Here is a 17,523-nt window from a genome sequence, read left to right as displayed (position 1 = left end):
TGAAACCCGATTCGCTCACGTCGGCGGCGAGTATCGGTCGAACCGTCGCACTGCCAGGCGGTACGAGAGGGCTGCGACGACGACCGCTCCGAACACGAGCAACCCACTGGCCGTGAGTCGGAACGCTTCGACGCCGACGGACTGCACCCCGGTTCCGACGCCCTGGAACCACGCTCCGATATCCGCGAGAACGCCCCCGTCACGCCCGGCAGCGAGTGTGAGGAGCGCCGCCGGGAGGAACTCCACGACATCCACGCGACCTACAACAGGATCCTGTTCGGGTTGAGCTACGTTGCGCTCTCGTCCGCGTAGCCGCAACCGAGACGGCTGTAGCGACCGATTCGGTGGCTCGCCCGTGGTCGATCGCTCGTCGGCAACCGGCACAGTGCATACTAGCATCCGCAGCGCCCTCAGAGCAGCGTGACTTGCACGAGCGAGAGCACCACCAGCGGGACGTGGAACGCGGCGTGGCCCACCATCGCCGCTTCGAGACTCCGCTGCCAGTACAGCCACCCGAAGAGGAGGCCCGCAATCGCGTTCAGCAGGACCGTTCGGGCGATGAGTGCTGGAGTCAAGCCGACAGACTGAGCGAGGGCCGGGAGATGGCCGATCCCGAACAGCACGGCGGATATCACGATTGCGGCCCACATGACCACCGAACCGGGACCGTCCGACCGCCGACCCGTGACGTACCAGCCGACGAACGCGAGCGCCGACATGAGTCCGTATCGAAGCAGTAGCTCCTCCGTGATACCACCGTAGAGGAAGCGAACTGGGGCGTACGCGAGGACGTTCGCCACGGTCGGTTCGGTCACCCCGATTGCGGACTGGGGGAGGTCCTGAGCGACGAACGGCGCCAACGCGACGTCGAGAACAAGAACGAGTACGCCTCCGAACGCGCCCAAGCCGACGGCGAGGCCGACTTCGGGGCGGAGGCGTCCCCAGATTCCGTCTCCCGTCCTCACGCGGTCCGTGAGATACGATTGCAACCCCGCACGCGGGGCCGCGTACGCGCCGACCAGACACGCAACGACGAGTATGAGGAGCGAATTGACGCCCGAAGACACGGCGAGGAGAGAAAGCGACAGTCCGGCGGGGACTGCCGTCGGCGGCGTCGTGAGGTAGATATACCCGACGAGGGCGAGAATACCAGGGATGCCCGCCAGTAGCGTCAGGCCGAACCGCTTTGCGAAAGAGGAGATGCGCTCGGTCGAGGACACAGCAGTTCCGAGTACCAGTGCCGATAAATAAGTTGTGTCGTCGTCATCGTTCCCGTGACCGGTTCTGTCGGTCACTGGTCGTCATCGACCCCCGTAGGAGAACTCTCTCTTTCGTAGAAGATGAAGCGGGGTCATCCCGGTATCCTACGTCGGGAATCTCCCGCTTCGATAGACGATGGGTCTCTCTCGGGTAAAAACCCGTCGTAAACAGCACCGAGGCGTCTTCCGCTCCCTTCGCACTGGCTGACCCGTTCTATCGTTTCGCCGCTATCCGACGGGTCACGCCGTCACGCCGCGAGAGCGGATTTCGGCGGGGTGGAGTACTCGGGACGGCTGTTCGGAACGCGAATCCGCTACGGCCGCGCCGTACTCGACGCGACCGACTCGGCCGCTTCGAGAAAGAGGCCGATTCCGAGTTCTATCTCGCGGGCGGTCGAATCGAGCGGTGGGAGCAGTCGAATCGTCCGCCTCCCGCACCCGAGGGTGAGGAGGCCGCGTTCGAGTGCCGCCCGAACGACCGCGTTTCGGCGGTCGGCGCTGTCGAAATCGACGGCCAGCATCAGCCCCTTTCCGCGAACGTCCTCGACGGAGTCGGGTGCGCCGTCTTCGAGGAGTTCCGTCGCCTGCGCACCGCGCCGAGTGGCGTTGTCGAGTAGGTCGTGTTCCCGAATCGCGCCGAGGGTGAACGCTCCCATCATCGAGCCGAGGACGTCGCCGCCGCCGAACGTCGACCCCAGCCGGTTCTTCTCCTCGGGGAACATCTCCTTTCGGGAGATGGTCGCGCCGACGCGGAGTCCCTTCGCACTCGCGATGACGTCCGGTTCGATGGGGTAGTGGTCGGAGGCCCACATCTCGCCCGTCCGGCCGACGCCCGACTGGATCTCGTCGACGACGAGGGGGATGTCGTACTCGTCGGTGACGTCGCCGACTTCGCGCATGAACTCGTCGCTCGGGAAGCGATAGCCGCCGACGCCCTGTATCGGTTCGAGCGTCAGGAACGCCACCTCGTCGGGGTTGAGGTGGCCGCCCTCGGGCGCGAGCGAGTTCCGGAGTTGCGACCCCGCGCCCGTGAAGAACCCGCAGTCGCAACTCGCGGCGTCGCAGTTGCGGTCCACGCAGAACGGCACCGTCTCGACGCCGCTTATCTCGGGGTAGTGGCGGGTGTACACCTCCTTCGACTTCGTCACGGAGAGCGTCCCGAGCGTGCGCCCGTGGAAACTTCCCGAGAAGGCGACGCTGTACTTGGCGGGCGCTCTGCGGTCGTGAGATATCTTCATCGCGTTCTCCATCGCCTCCGCGCCGGAGTTCGAGAGGAAGACGGTGTCCATCCCGTACTGGTCGGACACCTCACAGAGTTCCTTCATCAAGTGGCTCGACCCGGGGAACTCCGTCGATTCGGGGTCGCTGCCCGCGCCGAAGTACATGTCCTGTCCGGCTATCTTCATCGGTTCGACCAGGTCGAACTCCCGAAGTTTCCCGAGGACCTTCTCGTTGTTGTAGCCCAACGGGGCCGCGCCGATGTGACAGGTAAAATCGAGGAGGACGTTACCGTCCACGTCAGTCACGAACGGCCCGTCCGCCTCCGCGGTCACGTCCCAGACGAACTCGTGGGAGTACTCGCTCGGCGCGGAGTATTCCTGATGGAAGTCGATCCACCGCCGCGCGTTCGGACCCGGAAGCGCGTTCGCGTCGGGTTCCGCCGTGTCCCTATCCATACACAGATCATGCGTACATCGCACATTAACATTGTTGTCAGATTTCGAGGGGGCGCGGCGAAACGCACGACCGACGCACCGAGACGAAAAGAGAGAGCGGAGAGTCAGTCGTCGTCGGATTCGACCGCACCGCCTCGGCCCGGCGACTCGGGTTCGGTCTTCCGGTCCGGACCGTAGAGGACGGTTTCGTCCTGCAGGAGCACGCGCCCGTAGTTCGAGCCGAAGTCCTTGATCAAAGAGAGCATCGCGAGGAAGCAGACGAAGGCGAACGGCGTGCCGGTGATTATCGCCGCCTGCTGGAGCGTGTTCGCGCTTCCCGTGCCCCCGAGGATCATCAGAATCGCGGCGGTCATTCCGAGGACGACGCCCCAGAATATCCGGTTGATGGTCGACGGACGCGCTTTGCCGCCGGTCGTCATCATCGAGACGGCCAGCGTCGAGGAGTCCGCCGAGGTGACGAAGAACGTCGTCACGAGGATCAAGAACATGTACATCAGGAGAGTGCCGACCGGCAGCGACATCGAGGCACCGCCGACGTTCAGCGTGAGGTTCAGCGCCTCGAAGAGGATGAAGCCGGACACCTCGGCACCGGCCTCGCCGGATATCACCGCGGCGAAGTCAGCGATGCCGTTGTGTTGGGCCCAGACGGCGGTTCCGCCGACGAACGTGAACCACGGGATGGTCGCCGCCGACGTGGCGACGATACCCGTAAACGCGACTTCGCGAACGGTGCGGCCCTTGGAGATGCGGGCGATGAACAGGCCCGCGAAGGGCGACCACGAGAGCGCCCACGCCCAGTAGAAGACGGTCCAGGCGTTCATCCAGTTCGTGGGCTCGGGGTTTCCGCCGCCCATCGCTCCGGCCCCGGTAAAGAGGCTCATCGAGACGAAGTCGGTGATCATTCCACCGAACGCCTGCGTACCGAGCAACACGAGGAACATCGTCGGTCCGACGATGAACGTCGAAAACATGAGCACGACGAACAGAATCATGTTGAAGTTCGAGAGTCGGCGAATCCCCTTGTCGACTCCGAGAACCATCGACGTGGTGAAAAGCAACGTCATGAACGTGACCACGAGGAGGATGCCGATGTTCCCCATGCTGATTCCCCACTGGTAGTCCAACCCGGTGACGAACTGGCTCCCGATGAAGCCCAGAGAGGTCGCCACCCCGCCGATGGTCGCGAAGACGGCGAGGATGTCGACGACTTTCGCGACGGGACCGTCTAAGTTCTCAGCCCCGATGATCGGCGTCAGCGCCGACGAGACCCGAAGCGGGACGTTCTCGTAGTTGTACGCGAAGTAGCCGATGGCGATGCCCATGATGGTGAAGACGGCCAGTTGCGGTAACGCCCAGTGGAAAAGCGTCTGTTGGACGGCGATGGTCATCGCTTCGGCCGAACTCCCCTGCACCCCGTCGAACAACGGTGACGGGTTCGCGTAGTAGAAGAGCGCCTCGGTCGGCCCCCAGAACACGACGCCCGCGGCGAAGCCCGCCGAGTAGAGCATCGAGAAGAACGAGAAGAAACTGTACTCCGGCGACTCGTCGCCGAACTTGATCGATCCCCACGGTCCGACGATGAGGAACAGAAGGAACAGCACGATGAGAAACACGATCAACAGAAGCGCCCAGTTGAACGCGCCCAACATCGAACTGTTCAGCGACGAGATTCCGTTCTCGACGGTGCTCGGACTGAGGAAGAACGCGAGTATTACGCCGACGGTTAGCAGCGCGCCGAACAGGAACACCAGCGGGTCGATCTCCTCGCGGAACTCGCCGATTACCCCCTTCTCGGCGTCACTCATTTCGGTTCACCTCCCGAACCGGACGAAGGCTCGATGTTCGACCGTAGTTCCACCTCTCGTGTACCATGGTGCGTGATGGCATGTGGCCACCATTAACGTCGTATACAATAAGTGTTTCTCACCAGAAATCCATACGAGACTCCCTCGGAGTGCGGTTGTCGATGCGGATGCACCGCAGGATTCAAAAAACGGGCACGCGGCCGGCCGGTCGCGTCCGAAACATCAACCCCTCCCGTCGCCCTCGTTCCACCGTCTGGACTCGGCCGCGGACGAGTGACGAAGAATCGGCGGACTCTAAGGCCTCTCGTCAGAACCGGACGTAGAGTGCACCCGCGGATTCGTCTCTCGGGTGAGACCTCCAATTTGTATCTTTCGGTTCAGACCACATTTATGCCACTCTTACCGTGGTCCGACCGCCACGATTGATGAGGATAATCTGTTATTATGGGAGGGAGTCGCCCCGGGGGTTCCGTCGGACCTTCGGCCGAAACGTCTCCGGCGGCGCCAGACTACTCGTCGAGGGGGGGAACGGTCGAGTTCTCCCACTCGCGCCGGTTCTGAAGCGCTTCGTGGCCTCGTTCGGACAGCGCGTAGTAGTTCGTCCGTCGGTCTATTTCGCCCTTGTCCACGTATCCTTCCTCGACGAGAGCGTCGAGATTCGGGTACAATCGACCGTGGTTGACCTCGTCGTGTTGTTTCTCTAATTCTTCTTTCACTTGCTGACCCGACGGTTCGTCCAGCCCCGCGATTACCGTCAGCGTGTCGCGTTGGAATCCGGTCAGGTCGAATAGTTGGTTCGACATACTTGTTCATCGACGTATGTACTAAAAAACTATCTGCCCAAAATTTCGCACAGTCACTACTTATTTTATATATTTCGTGATATTATATTCGTATCCCGTCGTCCAAGGGACGATTTTCGAGACGGAGTGCACTGATCGGCGTTCGAAAACGAGTCCGACGGAAAAAGTGACTCGTCGGGTGACTGACTCGAACGTATCTGGGTCTGTCGAGTCCCTCAGAGGCCGTTTTATGAGCTGTATAATGATATACGAGGGGGTCCGAACAGGTCGGATTCGTCGGCAATACCCAGATTCAAGAGAATGGCTCAGAATTACAGCCGCATGCTACACGATGCCCCGTTGGCCGACGCTGTCGACGACCTGCGTCGCGGACGCCTCGACCCGGTTGCTTACGTCGAACGACTCGAATCTCGCGCGGAGGCTGTCGAACCGGACATCGAGTCTCTGGTGCCGGAAGAGCGCAGGTGGGACCGCCTCGGAGAGGCGGCGAGAAATCTCGAAGAGCGATTCCAAAGTTCAGCGGAGAGACCGCCGCTGTACGGCGTTCCGGTCGGGGTGAAAGACGTCTTCCACGCCCGGGGGTTACCCACCCGGGCGGGGTCGAAACTCCCCGCGGAGACGCTGACCGGCCAGGAGGGCGACGCGGTCGGACGACTTCGGAGAGCCGGTGCGCTCGTACTCGGAAAGACGGTGACCACGGAGTTCGCGTACTTCGAACCGGGACCGACGCGAAACCCACACGACCCGGAGCACACGCCCGGCGGGTCCAGTAGCGGTTCGGCCGCGGCCGTCGCCGCGGGACTCTGTCCGTTAGCCCTCGGGACGCAGACGGTCGGGTCCGTGATTCGGCCCGCCGCGTTCTGCGGCGTCGTCGGGTTCAAACCGAGTTACGACCGAATCCCCTCCGACGGTGTCGTTTCCTTCTCCCCCTCCGTCGACCACGTCGGGTTCTTCACGCAGGACGTCGAGGGAGCGACTCTCGCGGCCGCCCACCTCTGTGACGACTGGCGGTCGCTCCCGACCCCGCGGGGACGTCCCACCGTCGGCGTGCCGGAGGGACCGTATCTCGAACAGGCCAGCGACGTCGGACTCGACGCGTTCGAAGAACAGGTAGCGCAGTTGCGAACGGCGGGGTACGACGTCGAACGAGTCTCGGTCTTCGAGAACATAGCGGAGATAAACGAACGGCACGAGCGACTGAACGCGGCGGAGATGGCCATCGGTCACGAAGCGTGGTACGGCGAATACGCCGATAGATACGCCGAGACGACTCGCGAACTAATAGAGGAGGGTCGAGACGTAGCCGCAGCCGAAATCGCGAGAGGACGAGAGGGACGCCGAGAACTCCGCGCGACGCTCGAAACACGGATGGGAGAGTCGGGAATCGACCTGTGGGTCGCCCCCGCCGCGAGGGGTCCCGCACCGCGCGGCATCGACTCCACCGGTGACCCCGTGATGAATCTGCCGTGGACCCACGCCGGAGTTCCGACCGCCGCGCTACCCGCCGCCGAAACCGATGCCGGACTTCCACTCGGAGTGCAGTGTAGCGCGCCGTTCGGCGCCGACGAGGACCTGTTAGCGTGGTCTCGGCAGTTGGCCGACGTGCTCGGATAACTCCGCTCTGCTTCCGTCGGCACCGTCCCCGTGCGCGGTGGTGTTACAACGATACGCTTGTAATCCGTGCCGGTGGCCGAGACGTCGCTAGAGAAGTATAGACGTAATCAGTTGTAATTCTTGATCCGTGAGTCGAGAACGTGGTGTCTTCGTCTGTCCTCGCCTAATACGGTGATGGAACCGGAATACCGGTGACGACACAGAGTATATACCGAACCGTACGGATTGTGTCTTGCTGTATCTGTGTATGTGTCGGTACGATTTGGGATATTCGTGGTCTGAAGCTCATTTTAACCGCCCAAAAACTAATATGGGCGGATAACCGAGAAGTAATCATACACGCGTAATCTCACCCGTAGTAACCGTACCGCCTGTACGTTTTCGGTGGTATGTCCAATATATTCTGAAATACACCGGCGTCGGAAGAGACGACGGCCCGGCTTCAGTCGACTCGGTGCGTCGGTTCCTCGTCGGCGAGAATGTCCGCCAACCCCTCCGCGACGATTCGGGGACCGTTCGTTACGGCGTCGCGCGTCGATCCGGCGGTGTGCGGCGAGAGGACGACGTTCTCCATGTCGAGGAACGGGTGGTCCTCCGGAAGCGGTTCGGTCTCGAACACGTCGAGGGCGGCGCCCGCTATCTCGCCGTCGCGCAGAGCGTCCACCAACGCGTCTTCGTCCACGAGTCCGCCGCGCGCCGAGTTGACGAGTATCGCGGAGTCCCGCATCTGCGCGAACTCCTCTGTACCGAGGAGGTTCGCCGTCTCGTCGGTGAGTCGGGCGTGAAGCGTCACGGCGTCGGCCCGTTCGAGGAGTTCGGGGAGTTCGACACCCTCGACGCCCCGTTCGGCGAACGTCTCGTCGTCTTGGTACGGGTCGTACGCCAACAGGTCGGGGCCGAACCCGTCGAGTCGCCTCGCGACCTGTTGGCCGATGTTCCCGAACCCGACGATGCCGACGGTCAACGCTTCGATGTCCCGCGGCAGTCGCGACGGGTCGAACTCTTGGCTCCACTCGCCCTCGTGAAGCGCCTTCGTGTGCCGCGGAATCTCGCGGACTTTCGCGAGGAGGAGACTCACCGCGTAGTCGGAGACTGCGTTCCGGTTCCGGCCGGGCGCGTGGAGGACGGTCACGTCGTTTGCTCTCGCCGCCTCGATATCGACGTTCTCGACGCCGCCGCGCGCGGCACCGACCACCTGCAGGTCCTCGCCAGCCTCGACGACCGATTTCGAGACGGGCGCTTTGTGGACGACGAGTGCGTCCACGCCGTCGAGGTTCTCCTCGATGATGGATGTGTCGTAGGCCGCCGGGCCGCGCGACTCCATCTCCATCGTCACTTCCCGGAATCGCTCCGCGGAGACGTCCGCTTTCCAGTCTATCTGCGAGAAGGAGACGCCCTCCGATTCGAGGAAGGACGCGCTCTCGTACATGTACTCGCTCGGTTGCTGCGGGTCGCCGCAGAGAAGCACGTTATCTATCGTCATCTGTCTGATTCTCCTGTTCTATCGCTTTCAACTTTTCCCACGTCGCCTCGGTTCCCGAAACCGTCGTCCGGAAGGCGTCGCGGACCGACCGGTACGCCTCGGTTCTCGCCTCCGTCGGGTCGTGTCGCCGCGCCACGCCGACCGTCCGTTCGACCGCAGTCTCGTGGTCCTCGTAGAGTCCGGCGGCGATTCCGGCGCAGATGGCGACACCCCGAGCACCGGTCTCTTCGCCCGACGGAACGACGACCTGTTCGCCGAGGACGTCGGCGAACATCTGCGACCAGACGCGACTCTTCGCGCCGCCCCCGCCGAGTCGGACGTCGGTCAGTCGCTTTCCCGCGGTCAGTTCCCGCAGGCGGTCGATAGACGAGAGGGCGACGCCCTCGTATATCGACCGGAGCATCTCGGGTCGGCCGTGTTCGGCGGTGAGGCCCACGAACCCGCCCCGCGCGTCCGGGTCGTCGGTCGACCCGCGGAGGTACGGGAGAAAGAGTAGTCCGTTCGACCCGATGGGCACGTCCGCGACCGAGTCGTTCAGTCGGTCGTAGAACGCCGCCTCGGAGTCCGCGGCGTCGCGCCAGTCTCCGCAGTACTCGTCTGTGAACCAATCGACCGCCGCGGCGGCGGACCGCGTCCCCCGATATCGAAGCCACGAGTCGCGCAGGAACCGACGGCTCAACCCCTCGGAACCCGGGTCCGGGTCGTCGGTCACGTAGATGCTCTGACCCCACGTCCCGACGATGAGCGTCGCCTGTCCCGTCCGGAACGCGCCCGCGCCGAGTGCGACGGCCCCGACGTCGTGGAGGCCGGACGCCACAGGCGTTCCGACCGGAAGCCCCGTCTTCTCGGACGCCTCGGCGGTCACTTCGCCGCACGTCTCCCAACTCGGGACGACGTCGGGCAGGGCGTCGAAGCGGTCTTCGAGGCCGAGAATCTCGAACGCCGTCTCGGAGTACGTCTCCCGCGACACGTCGTAGAAGACGCTGGCTTCCATCTCGTCGGTACAGACGACGTCGGTCAGGCGGTATTTGAGGTAGTCCTTACAGGACAGAATTCGGTCGATGTCGTCGTAAGCGTCCGGTTCCTCGCGCTTCATCCACCCGAGGAGACTCAACGGGTCCGCGACGAACGGTTCGTAGCCGATTTCGTCGCGCACCTCCTCTAAGCGGCCGTCCTCTCGCCACGACGCCACGACGTCGGACGCGCGGCTATCCAACGAGGTGATTCCGTCTCGTATCGGGTCGCCCGCCTCGTCGAGGGCGTAGAGACCGTGGCCGTGTCCGGCTATGCCGACGCCCGCGATTCGGTCCGCATCCACGTCGGGCGAACCGACGGCCTCTCGAATCGTCTCGCAGGTCACCCGAAAGAACGCAGAGAGGTCCCGTTCCACTCGGTTCGGTTCGGGCCGTTCGTTCGGCGTCGGTCGGACGGCGACCGCCCGTTCTCGACCCTCGGCGTCGAAGACGGCGGCCTTGACGTTAGTCAGGCCCGCGTCGACGCCGAGGAGGAGTCGTTCGTCGGTCATGGCTCAGGCGTACAGGCTCTCGCCCGCGCTTTGCGAGAGGTCCGACACTTCGACCATCACGTCGGCGATTCGCTCTCGAATCTCCGTGCAGACGCGGTGCGGGGTGAACTGGGATTTGTCGGGCGACCACTCGGAGTCGGCGAAAAAGCCCTGCCTGTCGTCTTCGACGCCCTCCGGCGGGAGGATGGCCGACTCGTGGTCGCGGTAGAATTCGCAGGCGGTCCGCGCGAACTCGTACTGGTAGCGGGTGTTCTTGTTGAGTTTGCAGACGCCCGTCGAGAGCAGTTCTCGGACCTGTTCGTCCGAGAGGCCCGAGGACCCGTGGACGACGAGAGGGGTGTCGAGGCCGTGGTCTGCGAGGGCCTGTCCGACGTCTCGGGCGATGTCCGGCCGGAGTTCGAGGTTCTTCCCCTTCGAGACGCCGTGTTCCGTCCCGACGGAGATAGCGAGGAGGTCACACCCGGTTCGGTCGACGAACTCGACGGCTTCCTCGGGGTCCGTGTAGTACGCCTCCGTCGTCTCGACGCCGCTCTCGACGCCCTTTATCGTCCCGAGTTCCGCTTCGACGAGTGCGTCCGTCCCCGCCTCTTCGACCATCTCGACGACCTCTCGCGTTCGCTCGACGTTCTCCTCGAACGGTTCGTGCGACGCGTCTATCATCAGAGAGGAGGGGACGTCCGATTCGACGCAGGCGGACAGAAACTCCCCGTCGTCGGCGGGAACGTGGTCGACGTTGAGAAAGACGCCGACGTCGGCGTCGTCGCCGAGTTTTTGAGCGTGCGTCCCCAGTATCTCCAACCCCGTCTCGGGGTCGCCGTTCCCGACGAACGACGCCGTGTCTCGTTTCACCTGCACGACGAGGTCGGATTCGGCACGCTCCGCGCCGTCGACCAACCCCGCGAGGATGTTCGTCTCGGTGACGTTGCTCGCGACGAAGCCGTACCCGTTCTCTCTGGCCCGACCGTAGACGTCCGACAGTTCGGCACCGCTGGCGTATGGCATTGTTGGACACACCACTGTCGGCTGTAAATACGTGGCGGAAACTGTCCGCCGCGCGAAACGTCTACCGTGCGGCGGCGGGCGGAAGCCGCCCCCTCACCGCGCCTCCGTCCACCGGCCGAACCGGTCCCGGAGGAGAGGCGAGAGAAGCGACAGAACGGCGAGTGCGAGGATGACCATCGTCAGCGGGTTCTGATAGAAGACGGCGAGAGAGCCGTCTGAGATGGTCAGCGCCCGCCGGAGGTTCGACTCGGCGATGGGGCCGAGAATCAACCCCAGAACCATCGGGGCGAGGGGGTAGTCGTCGGCGCGCATCAAGTAGCCGAGGACGCCCGCCCCGAGCATGACCCAGACGTCGAAGACGTTCCCGCGGAGGGCGAACGCGCCCACCACGGAGAGGACGACGATGAGAGGCCAGATGTACTTCGGCGGGAGGTTGATGACGCGCGCCCACGCCGGGGCGGCGAGGAGTCCGACCACGAGGATGACGACGTAGACGAGGAAGAACCCGACGAAGATGGCGTACACGAGGGGCGCTTCGCTCTCGAAGAGTCCGGGGCCGGGGCGGATGCCGTGGACCATCAGCGCACCGATGAGGATGGCCGTCACGGAGTCGCCGGGGATGCCGAGAGTCAGCGTCGGGATGAGAGCGCCGCCCGTGCTGGCGTTGTTCCCCGACTCGGCGGCGGCGACGCCGTTGACGTTCCCCTCGCCGAAGGGTGGAACCGCCTCGCTCAGCCACCGTTTGGCCTCGTTGTACGTCACGAACGAGGCGATGTCGCCGCCCGCGCCGGGAATCGCGCCGATGAACGTGCCGACGACGCTCGACGCGAGCGAGACGTTCTGAATCTCTCTGATATCTTCGAGATTCGGCATGATGCCCGAGATCCGCTGCTCCACGTCGCGGCCGGAGAGGCCCTCTCGGTACCGGTGAAGCGCCTCCGCGACGCCGAAGAGACCGATCATCACCGCGATGAACTGGATGCCGGACGTGAGGGCGGTGATGTCGAACGAGAACCGCGGGTAGCCGAGCATCGGGTCGAGTCCGACCGTCGCCAACAGCATTCCGAGAAGTCCGGAGATGAGCCCTTTCACGAGCGAGTCGCCGCTCACGCTCGCGATGATGGTGAGGCCGAAAAACGCGAGTGCGAAGTACTCGCTGGACCCGAACTCCAACGCGACGTTGGCAATCTGCGGCGACAGGAGCATCAGCATGGCGACGCTGATAGCGCCCCCGACGAACGAGGCGATGGTCGCGACGCCGATGGCCCGCCCCGCGTCGCCGTTCTGAGCGAGTGGGAACCCGTCGAACACCGTGGCGGCGGCGCTCGGGGTGCCGGGCGTTCGGATGAGGATGGCCGGAATCGACCCCGCGTAGAGCGCCCCGCCGTAGATACCGAGAAGGAGCATCATCCCCTCCACGGGCTGCATCCCGAAGGTGAAAGAGACGAGGACTGCGACGGTCATCGTCGCCGTCATCCCCGGAATCGACCCCATCGTCACGCCGATGAGGACGCCGACGACGATGAGAAGCAGCGCCAGCGGTTGCGCCACGAGCGCGATTCCTTCGAGGAGGTTGGCGACGGCGCTCACGGGCCGACCACCACCAGCGTCCCCGTCAGCGACGGGAGCAGCCTCGATATCGGTAAGATAGCGCTCTCCGGCAGCGGGACGTTGAGGAAGTCGACGAACGCGTAGTAGAGCACTATCGTCGACACCAGAGCGATGCCGACGGACTTGCCCGCGTCGTCGACGCCGGAGTATCGACCGAACAGCACGAGGAATACGGCGGTATCGACGAGGAACCCGAGCACGGGCATGAGCGCGACGTAGACGACGAGGAACGCCGTCACCGTCGCGACGCGCTTGGTCGTCTCGGCGTCGATAACGTGCGTTCGCGTCTCGTCGGCACGGAGGCTCTGTACCAACTGTACCACGGCGAGGATGCCGATACCTGCGACGATGAGTCTCGGGAAGAACGCGGCCCCTGGCGACCCCGTGTTCGGCCCCTCGGGGAAGTCGGCGGTCACCGCGAAGACGGCGAGACAGAGACCGAGCAACAGGACCGAGGCGAGTTCGTTCGAACGTTCGAGTGTGAGTGTCATTCGTGTAGATCGGTGGGCGGACCGGCCGCGGCCGAAATCTGCGGCGTTCGTTCGCTGTTCGATTCGACGGCGTCCGCTCAGTTCAGGTCCAGACTCTCTATGATGTCGGCGAAGCGGTCGTACTCGGAGTCCATGAACGAGGAGAACTCCTCGGTGTCGCGGTAGACGGTTCCGAAGCCGTTCTCGTCCATGAAGCTCTTGAAGTCGTCGGAGTCGTACACCGACTTGTAGGCGTCGTGAAGCTGCGAGATGCGTTCGTCCGGCGTGTCGTTCGGGACCGTCAGGCCGCGCCACGCACCCATCGTGAAGTCGTACCCCGCCTCTTTGAGCGTCGGGACGTCGGGGAAGATGCTCACGCGTTCGTCACCGAAGACGCCGAGCGTCTTGAGCGGTCCGTCCTGCACCTGCCCGGCGACTTCGGCCGCACTCGCCGTCGTGGCCTGTACCTCCCCGTTGAGGACGGCTTTCGTCGCCGGTGCACCGCCGTCGTATCCGACGTGTTTGACGTCGATACCGGCCTGCTGTGCGAACCCGGCGGCGGAGAGATGCCAGATAGCGCCGATGCCCGAGTTAGAGATGCTTATCTCGCCGGGGTTGTCCTTCGCGTACTGGACGAACTCCTCGACAGTGTCGTACGGCGCGTCCTCCGGCACGGTGAGCGACGCCGGGTCGAAGTTGTACTGCATCACGGAGGTCAGGTCTTCGGGGTTGACCTCCGCGATGCCGAGATGGGAGATCGTACAGATTTCGACCGTCGTCACGCCCACCGTGTAGCCGTCGGGGTCGGCGTTCGCGATGGCGTTGAACCCGACGCTTCCGCTCCCGCCGGTCTGGTTCGAGACGAAGAACTCGGTGTCCATGTGTTCTCCGGCGAGATTCGCGAGTTTCCGTCCCGTCCGGTCCGTACCGCCGCCCGCGGACCACGGAACGATCATCTCAACCTGCTCGCTCGGGTACGACGACGAGCTCTGGAGAGCGCCGGTACAGCCCGCGAGTCCCGCCGCCGCGGCGACGCCGCCGGTCGCCTTCAGGAAACTACGTCGATCGGTGCGAGTGGAGGTCTCTTTCCTTGTCATAAATTCGTCTGGTTCGAGACTTACGGCCGACTATTATGAATGTTGCGGAAGGTTGCACCGCTCACGGTCGGTTCCCGTCCGAAGAGGGAACGGCTCTGTTCATCATCGCCGAACAGCTTCATCGGAGAGCGGCGGTCGGAGAGAGACGACGGAGAGCGGTGAAGCGTTCTCGACGGACCGAGAAACTCGCTCACGGCGTCGAGACTGAATTCGCGTAAAAGGCCTCAAAACTCGCGATATCAACGGAATACGTTGCCACTCGACGGAGATGGTGTCTCCGCTTCGTTCGACACGACGCGGCTTCTATTACGGAAGTAGGCTTGTAACGTTCATCGACGGAGACGAACTTTCGTGCGGCGTTGTCGAACCGGATACGGTGGCCCCGATATCCGTTTTTTCCGTTGTATCACCTGTTATAGCCGATGTCGATGGACTCGACGGGCCGTTCGTTCGTGTCTCGATGGTACTGTCCTGTGCGACCATGTCGAACAGGACGAGCCGCAACGGATATCGGTCGTCCCTGCGCCTTCGTTCTCTGGGGTCGGAGCCGACGCCGAATAGCCGAGTACCGGGCGACGGTGGTTCGGACCGGTTCTATACGACCGTGACCGTGTTTTCGAGAACGCCGATACCGTCCATTTCGATGCGGACGACGTCGCCTTCCGCTAAGGTGAACTCCTCGCTCGGGACGAGTGCCGTCCCGGTGAGGAGAACCGCCGTCTCGGGAACCGTGTTGTGCCGCGAGAGGTACGAGACGAGTTCTTCGCACGACTTGACCATCTCCGAGGTGGACGTCGAATCTTCGTACTGTATCTCGCCGTCGCGTTCGATGGTCATCGTCATTTCGAGGTTCTGCGGGTCGCCGACGTCGTCGGGAGACGCGATGCAGGGACCGATGGAGCAACACCGGTCGTACACCTTCGCTTGCGGGAGGTAAAGCGGATTCGCCCCTTCGATCGAACGACTGCTCACGTCGTTGCCGATGGTGTACCCGACGATGTCACCGCGGTAGAGGACGACGCCGAGTTCGGGTTCGGGAACGTCCCACGTCGAGTCCTCGCGGATTCCGACGGCGTCGTTCGGTCCGACCGTCCGACTCTCCGTCGCCTTGAAGAATATCTCGGGGCGTTCCCCCTCGTAGACGTCGAGATAGACGTCCGGCATTCCGCTCTCGGCCTCTCGCGCCTGTTCGCTGATGTGGTACGTCACGCCCGCGGCCCACACCTCGTCCGGCGCGGCGGGCCGCCTGGCCCGTTCGGATAGGTCGTCCGCAGAGAACGACTCCGCCTCGTCGAGTAGTCCGCGGGCCACGTCGTCGATGGACTGATTCGTGACGTTCGCCGCCCGCGCGAGGTCGGAGAACGTCTCGACGTTCGGATTCGCACTGGTCAGATCGAACGCATCCCTGCCGTCTCGCGCGACGAGTGCTGGACGCTCTGCGCCCGCAACTGCGTAGTACTGCATGACTCCTGTTACCAGACACTCCTACATAATTGTTAGCAACAAACTGCGGCGGTCGGTCGCCCCTCTTCGGAGGGGACGACGGTCCCTGCGGGTTCCCTGACCGAAAAGCCCCTAAGTGAGGCGAGCGTAGCTTTTCGCGCATGCCCACAACGAACTACATCGACGGAGAGTGGACCGACGCAGAGTCCGGAGAGACGCTCGAGGTGACGAACCCGGCGTATCCGGACGAAGTCGTCGCGGAGTACGCGAAAGGCTCGGCCGAGGACGCCGAGGCCGCCATCGAGGCCGCGGCGGCGGCCTCCGAGGAGTGGGGGGCCACGCCCGGGCCGGAACGCGGCGCGATTCTCAATCAGACCGCGCGCCTCCTCGAAGACAGAAAGGACGAACTGACCGAGACGCTGGTGCGAGAGGAGGGGAAGACGCCCGCGGAGGCCGGACCCGAAGTACAGCGAGCCATCGATATCTTCTACTACTACGCGCAGAAGGCCTCGGACCACGGCGGGACGGTGAAAGCCGCCAGCGGACGCAGCAAGAACCTCTACACGCGGAAGGAACCGCTCGGCGTCGCCGGTCTCATCACGCCGTGGAACTACCCCATCGCCATCCCGGCGTGGAAGATAGCGCCCGCGCTCGCGACGGGTAACGCCGTCGTGATCAAACCCGCATCGCTCGCACCGGGCGTCGCGAAGGGAATCGTCGAATGTCTCGACGAGGCGGGTATCCCTGACGGCGCTTTGAACATGGTCATCGGTTCCGGAAGCGACGTCGGCGGCGTCATCACGGACCACGACGCGGTGGACGCCGTCTCCTTCACCGGCAGTTCCGCGGTCGGACACCACGTCTACGACGCGGCGACGGACGACCAAAAGCGCATCCAGACGGAGATGGGCGGGAAGAACCCGACGGTGGTCTCCGACACGGCGGACGTAGAGGAAGCCGTAGACATCGTCGCGTCGGGCGCGTTCGGCGTCACCGGACAGGCGTGTACCGCCACCTCCCGAGCCATCGTCTACGACGACGTCTACGACGAGTTCGTCGACGGCGTCGTCGCCGCCGCCGAAGACATCGAGGTCGGTCCCGGACTCGACGGCTACGACATGGGGCCGCACGTGAGCGAGAGCGAACTGGAGTCGACGCTCGAGTACGTCGACATCGGGCAGGACGAAGGTGCGACGCTCGAAACGGGCGGCGAGGAAGTCGAACTCGACGACGCGGACGGCTACTTCGTCTCGCCGGCCGTCTTCTCGGACGTGGACCCCGAGATGGACATCGCCCAAGAGGAGGTATTCGGTCCCGTCCTCTCCGTCATCCGCGTCGAGAACTACGAGGAAGCCGTCGAAGTCGCAAACGGCGTCGACTACGGCCTCGCCGCCAGCATCGTGACGGACGACCACTCCGAGGCCAACCGATACGTGGAGGACATCGAGGCGGGCGTCGTCAAACTGAACGAGAAGACGACCGGACTCGAACTTCACGTCCCCTTCGGCGGGATGAAGAACTCTTCGAGCAACACCTACCGCGAACAGGGCGACGACGCGCTCGAATTCTTCACGACGACGAAGACGGTCTACGACAACTACTGAGTCGGGTACTGCGGCTCGTCATCTTTCTTTTTCGCGCCGTTCGAGACGGAGGAGAGGGCGAAAGCAGGCTGGTTGATCTGATAGTGGCACGTGGCTGCTGACTGACCCCGCAGGCTCTCCTCCGACCGCAG

General features: G+C 63.8%; 14 protein-coding genes. 2 read left to right on the top strand and 12 right to left on the bottom strand.

Annotation, left to right across the window (positions count from 1 at the left end; genetic code table 11):
* Positions 1 to 15: 15 nt before the first annotated feature.
* The 5 genes from BM167_RS14900 to BM167_RS14880 form a co-directional block, all read right to left on the bottom strand.
* A complete protein-coding gene (locus BM167_RS14900) occupies positions 16 to 255 on the bottom strand; it encodes a hypothetical protein (RefSeq protein WP_177213388.1) in 240 nt (79 codons plus the stop codon).
* Between the two features lie 155 nt (positions 256 to 410).
* The gene (locus tag BM167_RS14895) at positions 411 to 1,220 is read right to left on the bottom strand and encodes a CPBP family intramembrane glutamic endopeptidase (protein WP_092893520.1); all 810 of its coding nucleotides are present in this window, start codon (positions 1,218 to 1,220) and stop codon (positions 411 to 413) included.
* 353 nt (positions 1,221 to 1,573) lie between these two features.
* A complete protein-coding gene (locus BM167_RS14890) occupies positions 1,574 to 2,935 on the bottom strand; it encodes an aminotransferase class III-fold pyridoxal phosphate-dependent enzyme (protein WP_092893519.1) in 1,362 nt (453 codons plus the stop codon).
* Between the two features lie 104 nt (positions 2,936 to 3,039).
* Entirely contained in the window at positions 3,040 to 4,740 is a 1,701-nt protein-coding gene (locus BM167_RS14885) for a BCCT family transporter (RefSeq protein WP_092893518.1), read from the bottom strand.
* A 509-nt stretch (positions 4,741 to 5,249) separates the two neighbouring features.
* Positions 5,250 to 5,543, bottom strand: coding sequence for a PadR family transcriptional regulator (locus tag BM167_RS14880; RefSeq protein WP_092893517.1), 294 nt, complete (start codon positions 5,541 to 5,543; stop codon positions 5,250 to 5,252).
* A gap of 321 nt (positions 5,544 to 5,864) precedes the next feature.
* On the opposite strand from BM167_RS14880, the gene BM167_RS14875 reads away from it, so the two are divergent.
* The gene (locus BM167_RS14875) at positions 5,865 to 7,157 is read left to right on the top strand and encodes an amidase (protein ID WP_092893516.1); all 1,293 of its coding nucleotides are present in this window, start codon (positions 5,865 to 5,867) and stop codon (positions 7,155 to 7,157) included.
* Between the two features lie 442 nt (positions 7,158 to 7,599).
* Here BM167_RS14875 and BM167_RS14870 read toward each other — a convergent pair whose 3' ends face one another.
* From BM167_RS14870 to BM167_RS14835, 7 genes are all read right to left on the bottom strand, one after another.
* The gene (locus BM167_RS14870) at positions 7,600 to 8,640 is read right to left on the bottom strand and encodes a 2-hydroxyacid dehydrogenase (protein WP_092893515.1); all 1,041 of its coding nucleotides are present in this window, start codon (positions 8,638 to 8,640) and stop codon (positions 7,600 to 7,602) included.
* Entirely contained in the window at positions 8,627 to 10,165 is a 1,539-nt protein-coding gene (locus tag BM167_RS14865) for an FGGY-family carbohydrate kinase (RefSeq protein WP_092893514.1), read from the bottom strand. The genes BM167_RS14870 and BM167_RS14865 overlap by 14 nt, the downstream gene beginning before the upstream one ends.
* A gap of 3 nt (positions 10,166 to 10,168) precedes the next feature.
* Positions 10,169 to 11,167, bottom strand: a complete 999-nt coding sequence (fba, locus tag BM167_RS14860; RefSeq protein WP_092893513.1) for a class II fructose-bisphosphate aldolase — start codon at positions 11,165 to 11,167, stop codon at positions 10,169 to 10,171.
* A gap of 93 nt (positions 11,168 to 11,260) precedes the next feature.
* Positions 11,261 to 12,757, bottom strand: a complete 1,497-nt coding sequence (locus tag BM167_RS14855) for a tripartite tricarboxylate transporter permease (protein ID WP_092893512.1) — start codon at positions 12,755 to 12,757, stop codon at positions 11,261 to 11,263.
* Positions 12,754 to 13,269, bottom strand: coding sequence for a tripartite tricarboxylate transporter TctB family protein (locus BM167_RS14850; RefSeq protein WP_092893511.1), 516 nt, complete (start codon positions 13,267 to 13,269; stop codon positions 12,754 to 12,756). Before BM167_RS14850 ends, BM167_RS14855 begins: the two co-directional genes overlap by 4 nt.
* Before the next feature lie 77 nt (positions 13,270 to 13,346).
* Complete coding sequence (locus BM167_RS14845; RefSeq protein ID WP_092893510.1) at positions 13,347 to 14,345, bottom strand: tripartite tricarboxylate transporter substrate binding protein; 999 nt, start codon at positions 14,343 to 14,345, stop codon at positions 13,347 to 13,349.
* Between the two features lie 594 nt (positions 14,346 to 14,939).
* Positions 14,940 to 15,809, bottom strand: a complete 870-nt coding sequence (locus BM167_RS14835; protein WP_092893508.1) for a fumarylacetoacetate hydrolase family protein — start codon at positions 15,807 to 15,809, stop codon at positions 14,940 to 14,942.
* A 140-nt stretch (positions 15,810 to 15,949) separates the two neighbouring features.
* Between BM167_RS14835 and xacF the strand changes: the two genes are divergently transcribed.
* On the top strand, positions 15,950 to 17,392 hold the full coding sequence (gene xacF, locus BM167_RS14830) for a 2,5-dioxovalerate dehydrogenase (protein ID WP_092893507.1): 1,443 nt from the start codon (positions 15,950 to 15,952) through the stop codon (positions 17,390 to 17,392).
* Positions 17,393 to 17,523: the final 131 nt, after the last annotated feature.

Origin of the sequence: Halopelagius inordinatus (assembly GCF_900113245.1) — an archaeon.
Taxonomy (GTDB): domain Archaea; phylum Halobacteriota; class Halobacteria; order Halobacteriales; family Haloferacaceae; genus Halopelagius; species Halopelagius inordinatus.
The sequence above is the reverse complement of the archived record's forward strand: the minus strand, read 5'-3'. Positions and strand labels throughout refer to the sequence as shown.

Coding starts and splice junctions, on each gene's coding strand:
- BM167_RS14890 (WP_092893519.1), bottom strand. CDS start 2,935: ATGGATAGGGACACGGCGGAACCCGACGCGAACGCGCTTCCGGGTCCG.
- BM167_RS14885 (WP_092893518.1), bottom strand. CDS start 4,740: ATGAGTGACGCCGAGAAGGGGGTAATCGGCGAGTTCCGCGAGGAGATC.
- BM167_RS14880 (WP_092893517.1), bottom strand. CDS start 5,543: ATGTCGAACCAACTATTCGACCTGACCGGATTCCAACGCGACACGCTG.
- BM167_RS14875 (WP_092893516.1), top strand. CDS start 5,865: ATGCTACACGATGCCCCGTTGGCCGACGCTGTCGACGACCTGCGTCGC.
- BM167_RS14870 (WP_092893515.1), bottom strand. CDS start 8,640: ATGACGATAGATAACGTGCTTCTCTGCGGCGACCCGCAGCAACCGAGC.
- BM167_RS14865 (WP_092893514.1), bottom strand. CDS start 10,165: ATGACCGACGAACGACTCCTCCTCGGCGTCGACGCGGGCCTGACTAAC.
- fba (WP_092893513.1), bottom strand. CDS start 11,167: ATGCCATACGCCAGCGGTGCCGAACTGTCGGACGTCTACGGTCGGGCC.
- BM167_RS14850 (WP_092893511.1), bottom strand. CDS start 13,269: ATGACACTCACACTCGAACGTTCGAACGAACTCGCCTCGGTCCTGTTG.
- BM167_RS14845 (WP_092893510.1), bottom strand. CDS start 14,345: ATGACAAGGAAAGAGACCTCCACTCGCACCGATCGACGTAGTTTCCTG.
- BM167_RS14835 (WP_092893508.1), bottom strand. CDS start 15,809: ATGCAGTACTACGCAGTTGCGGGCGCAGAGCGTCCAGCACTCGTCGCG.
- xacF (WP_092893507.1), top strand. CDS start 15,950: ATGCCCACAACGAACTACATCGACGGAGAGTGGACCGACGCAGAGTCC.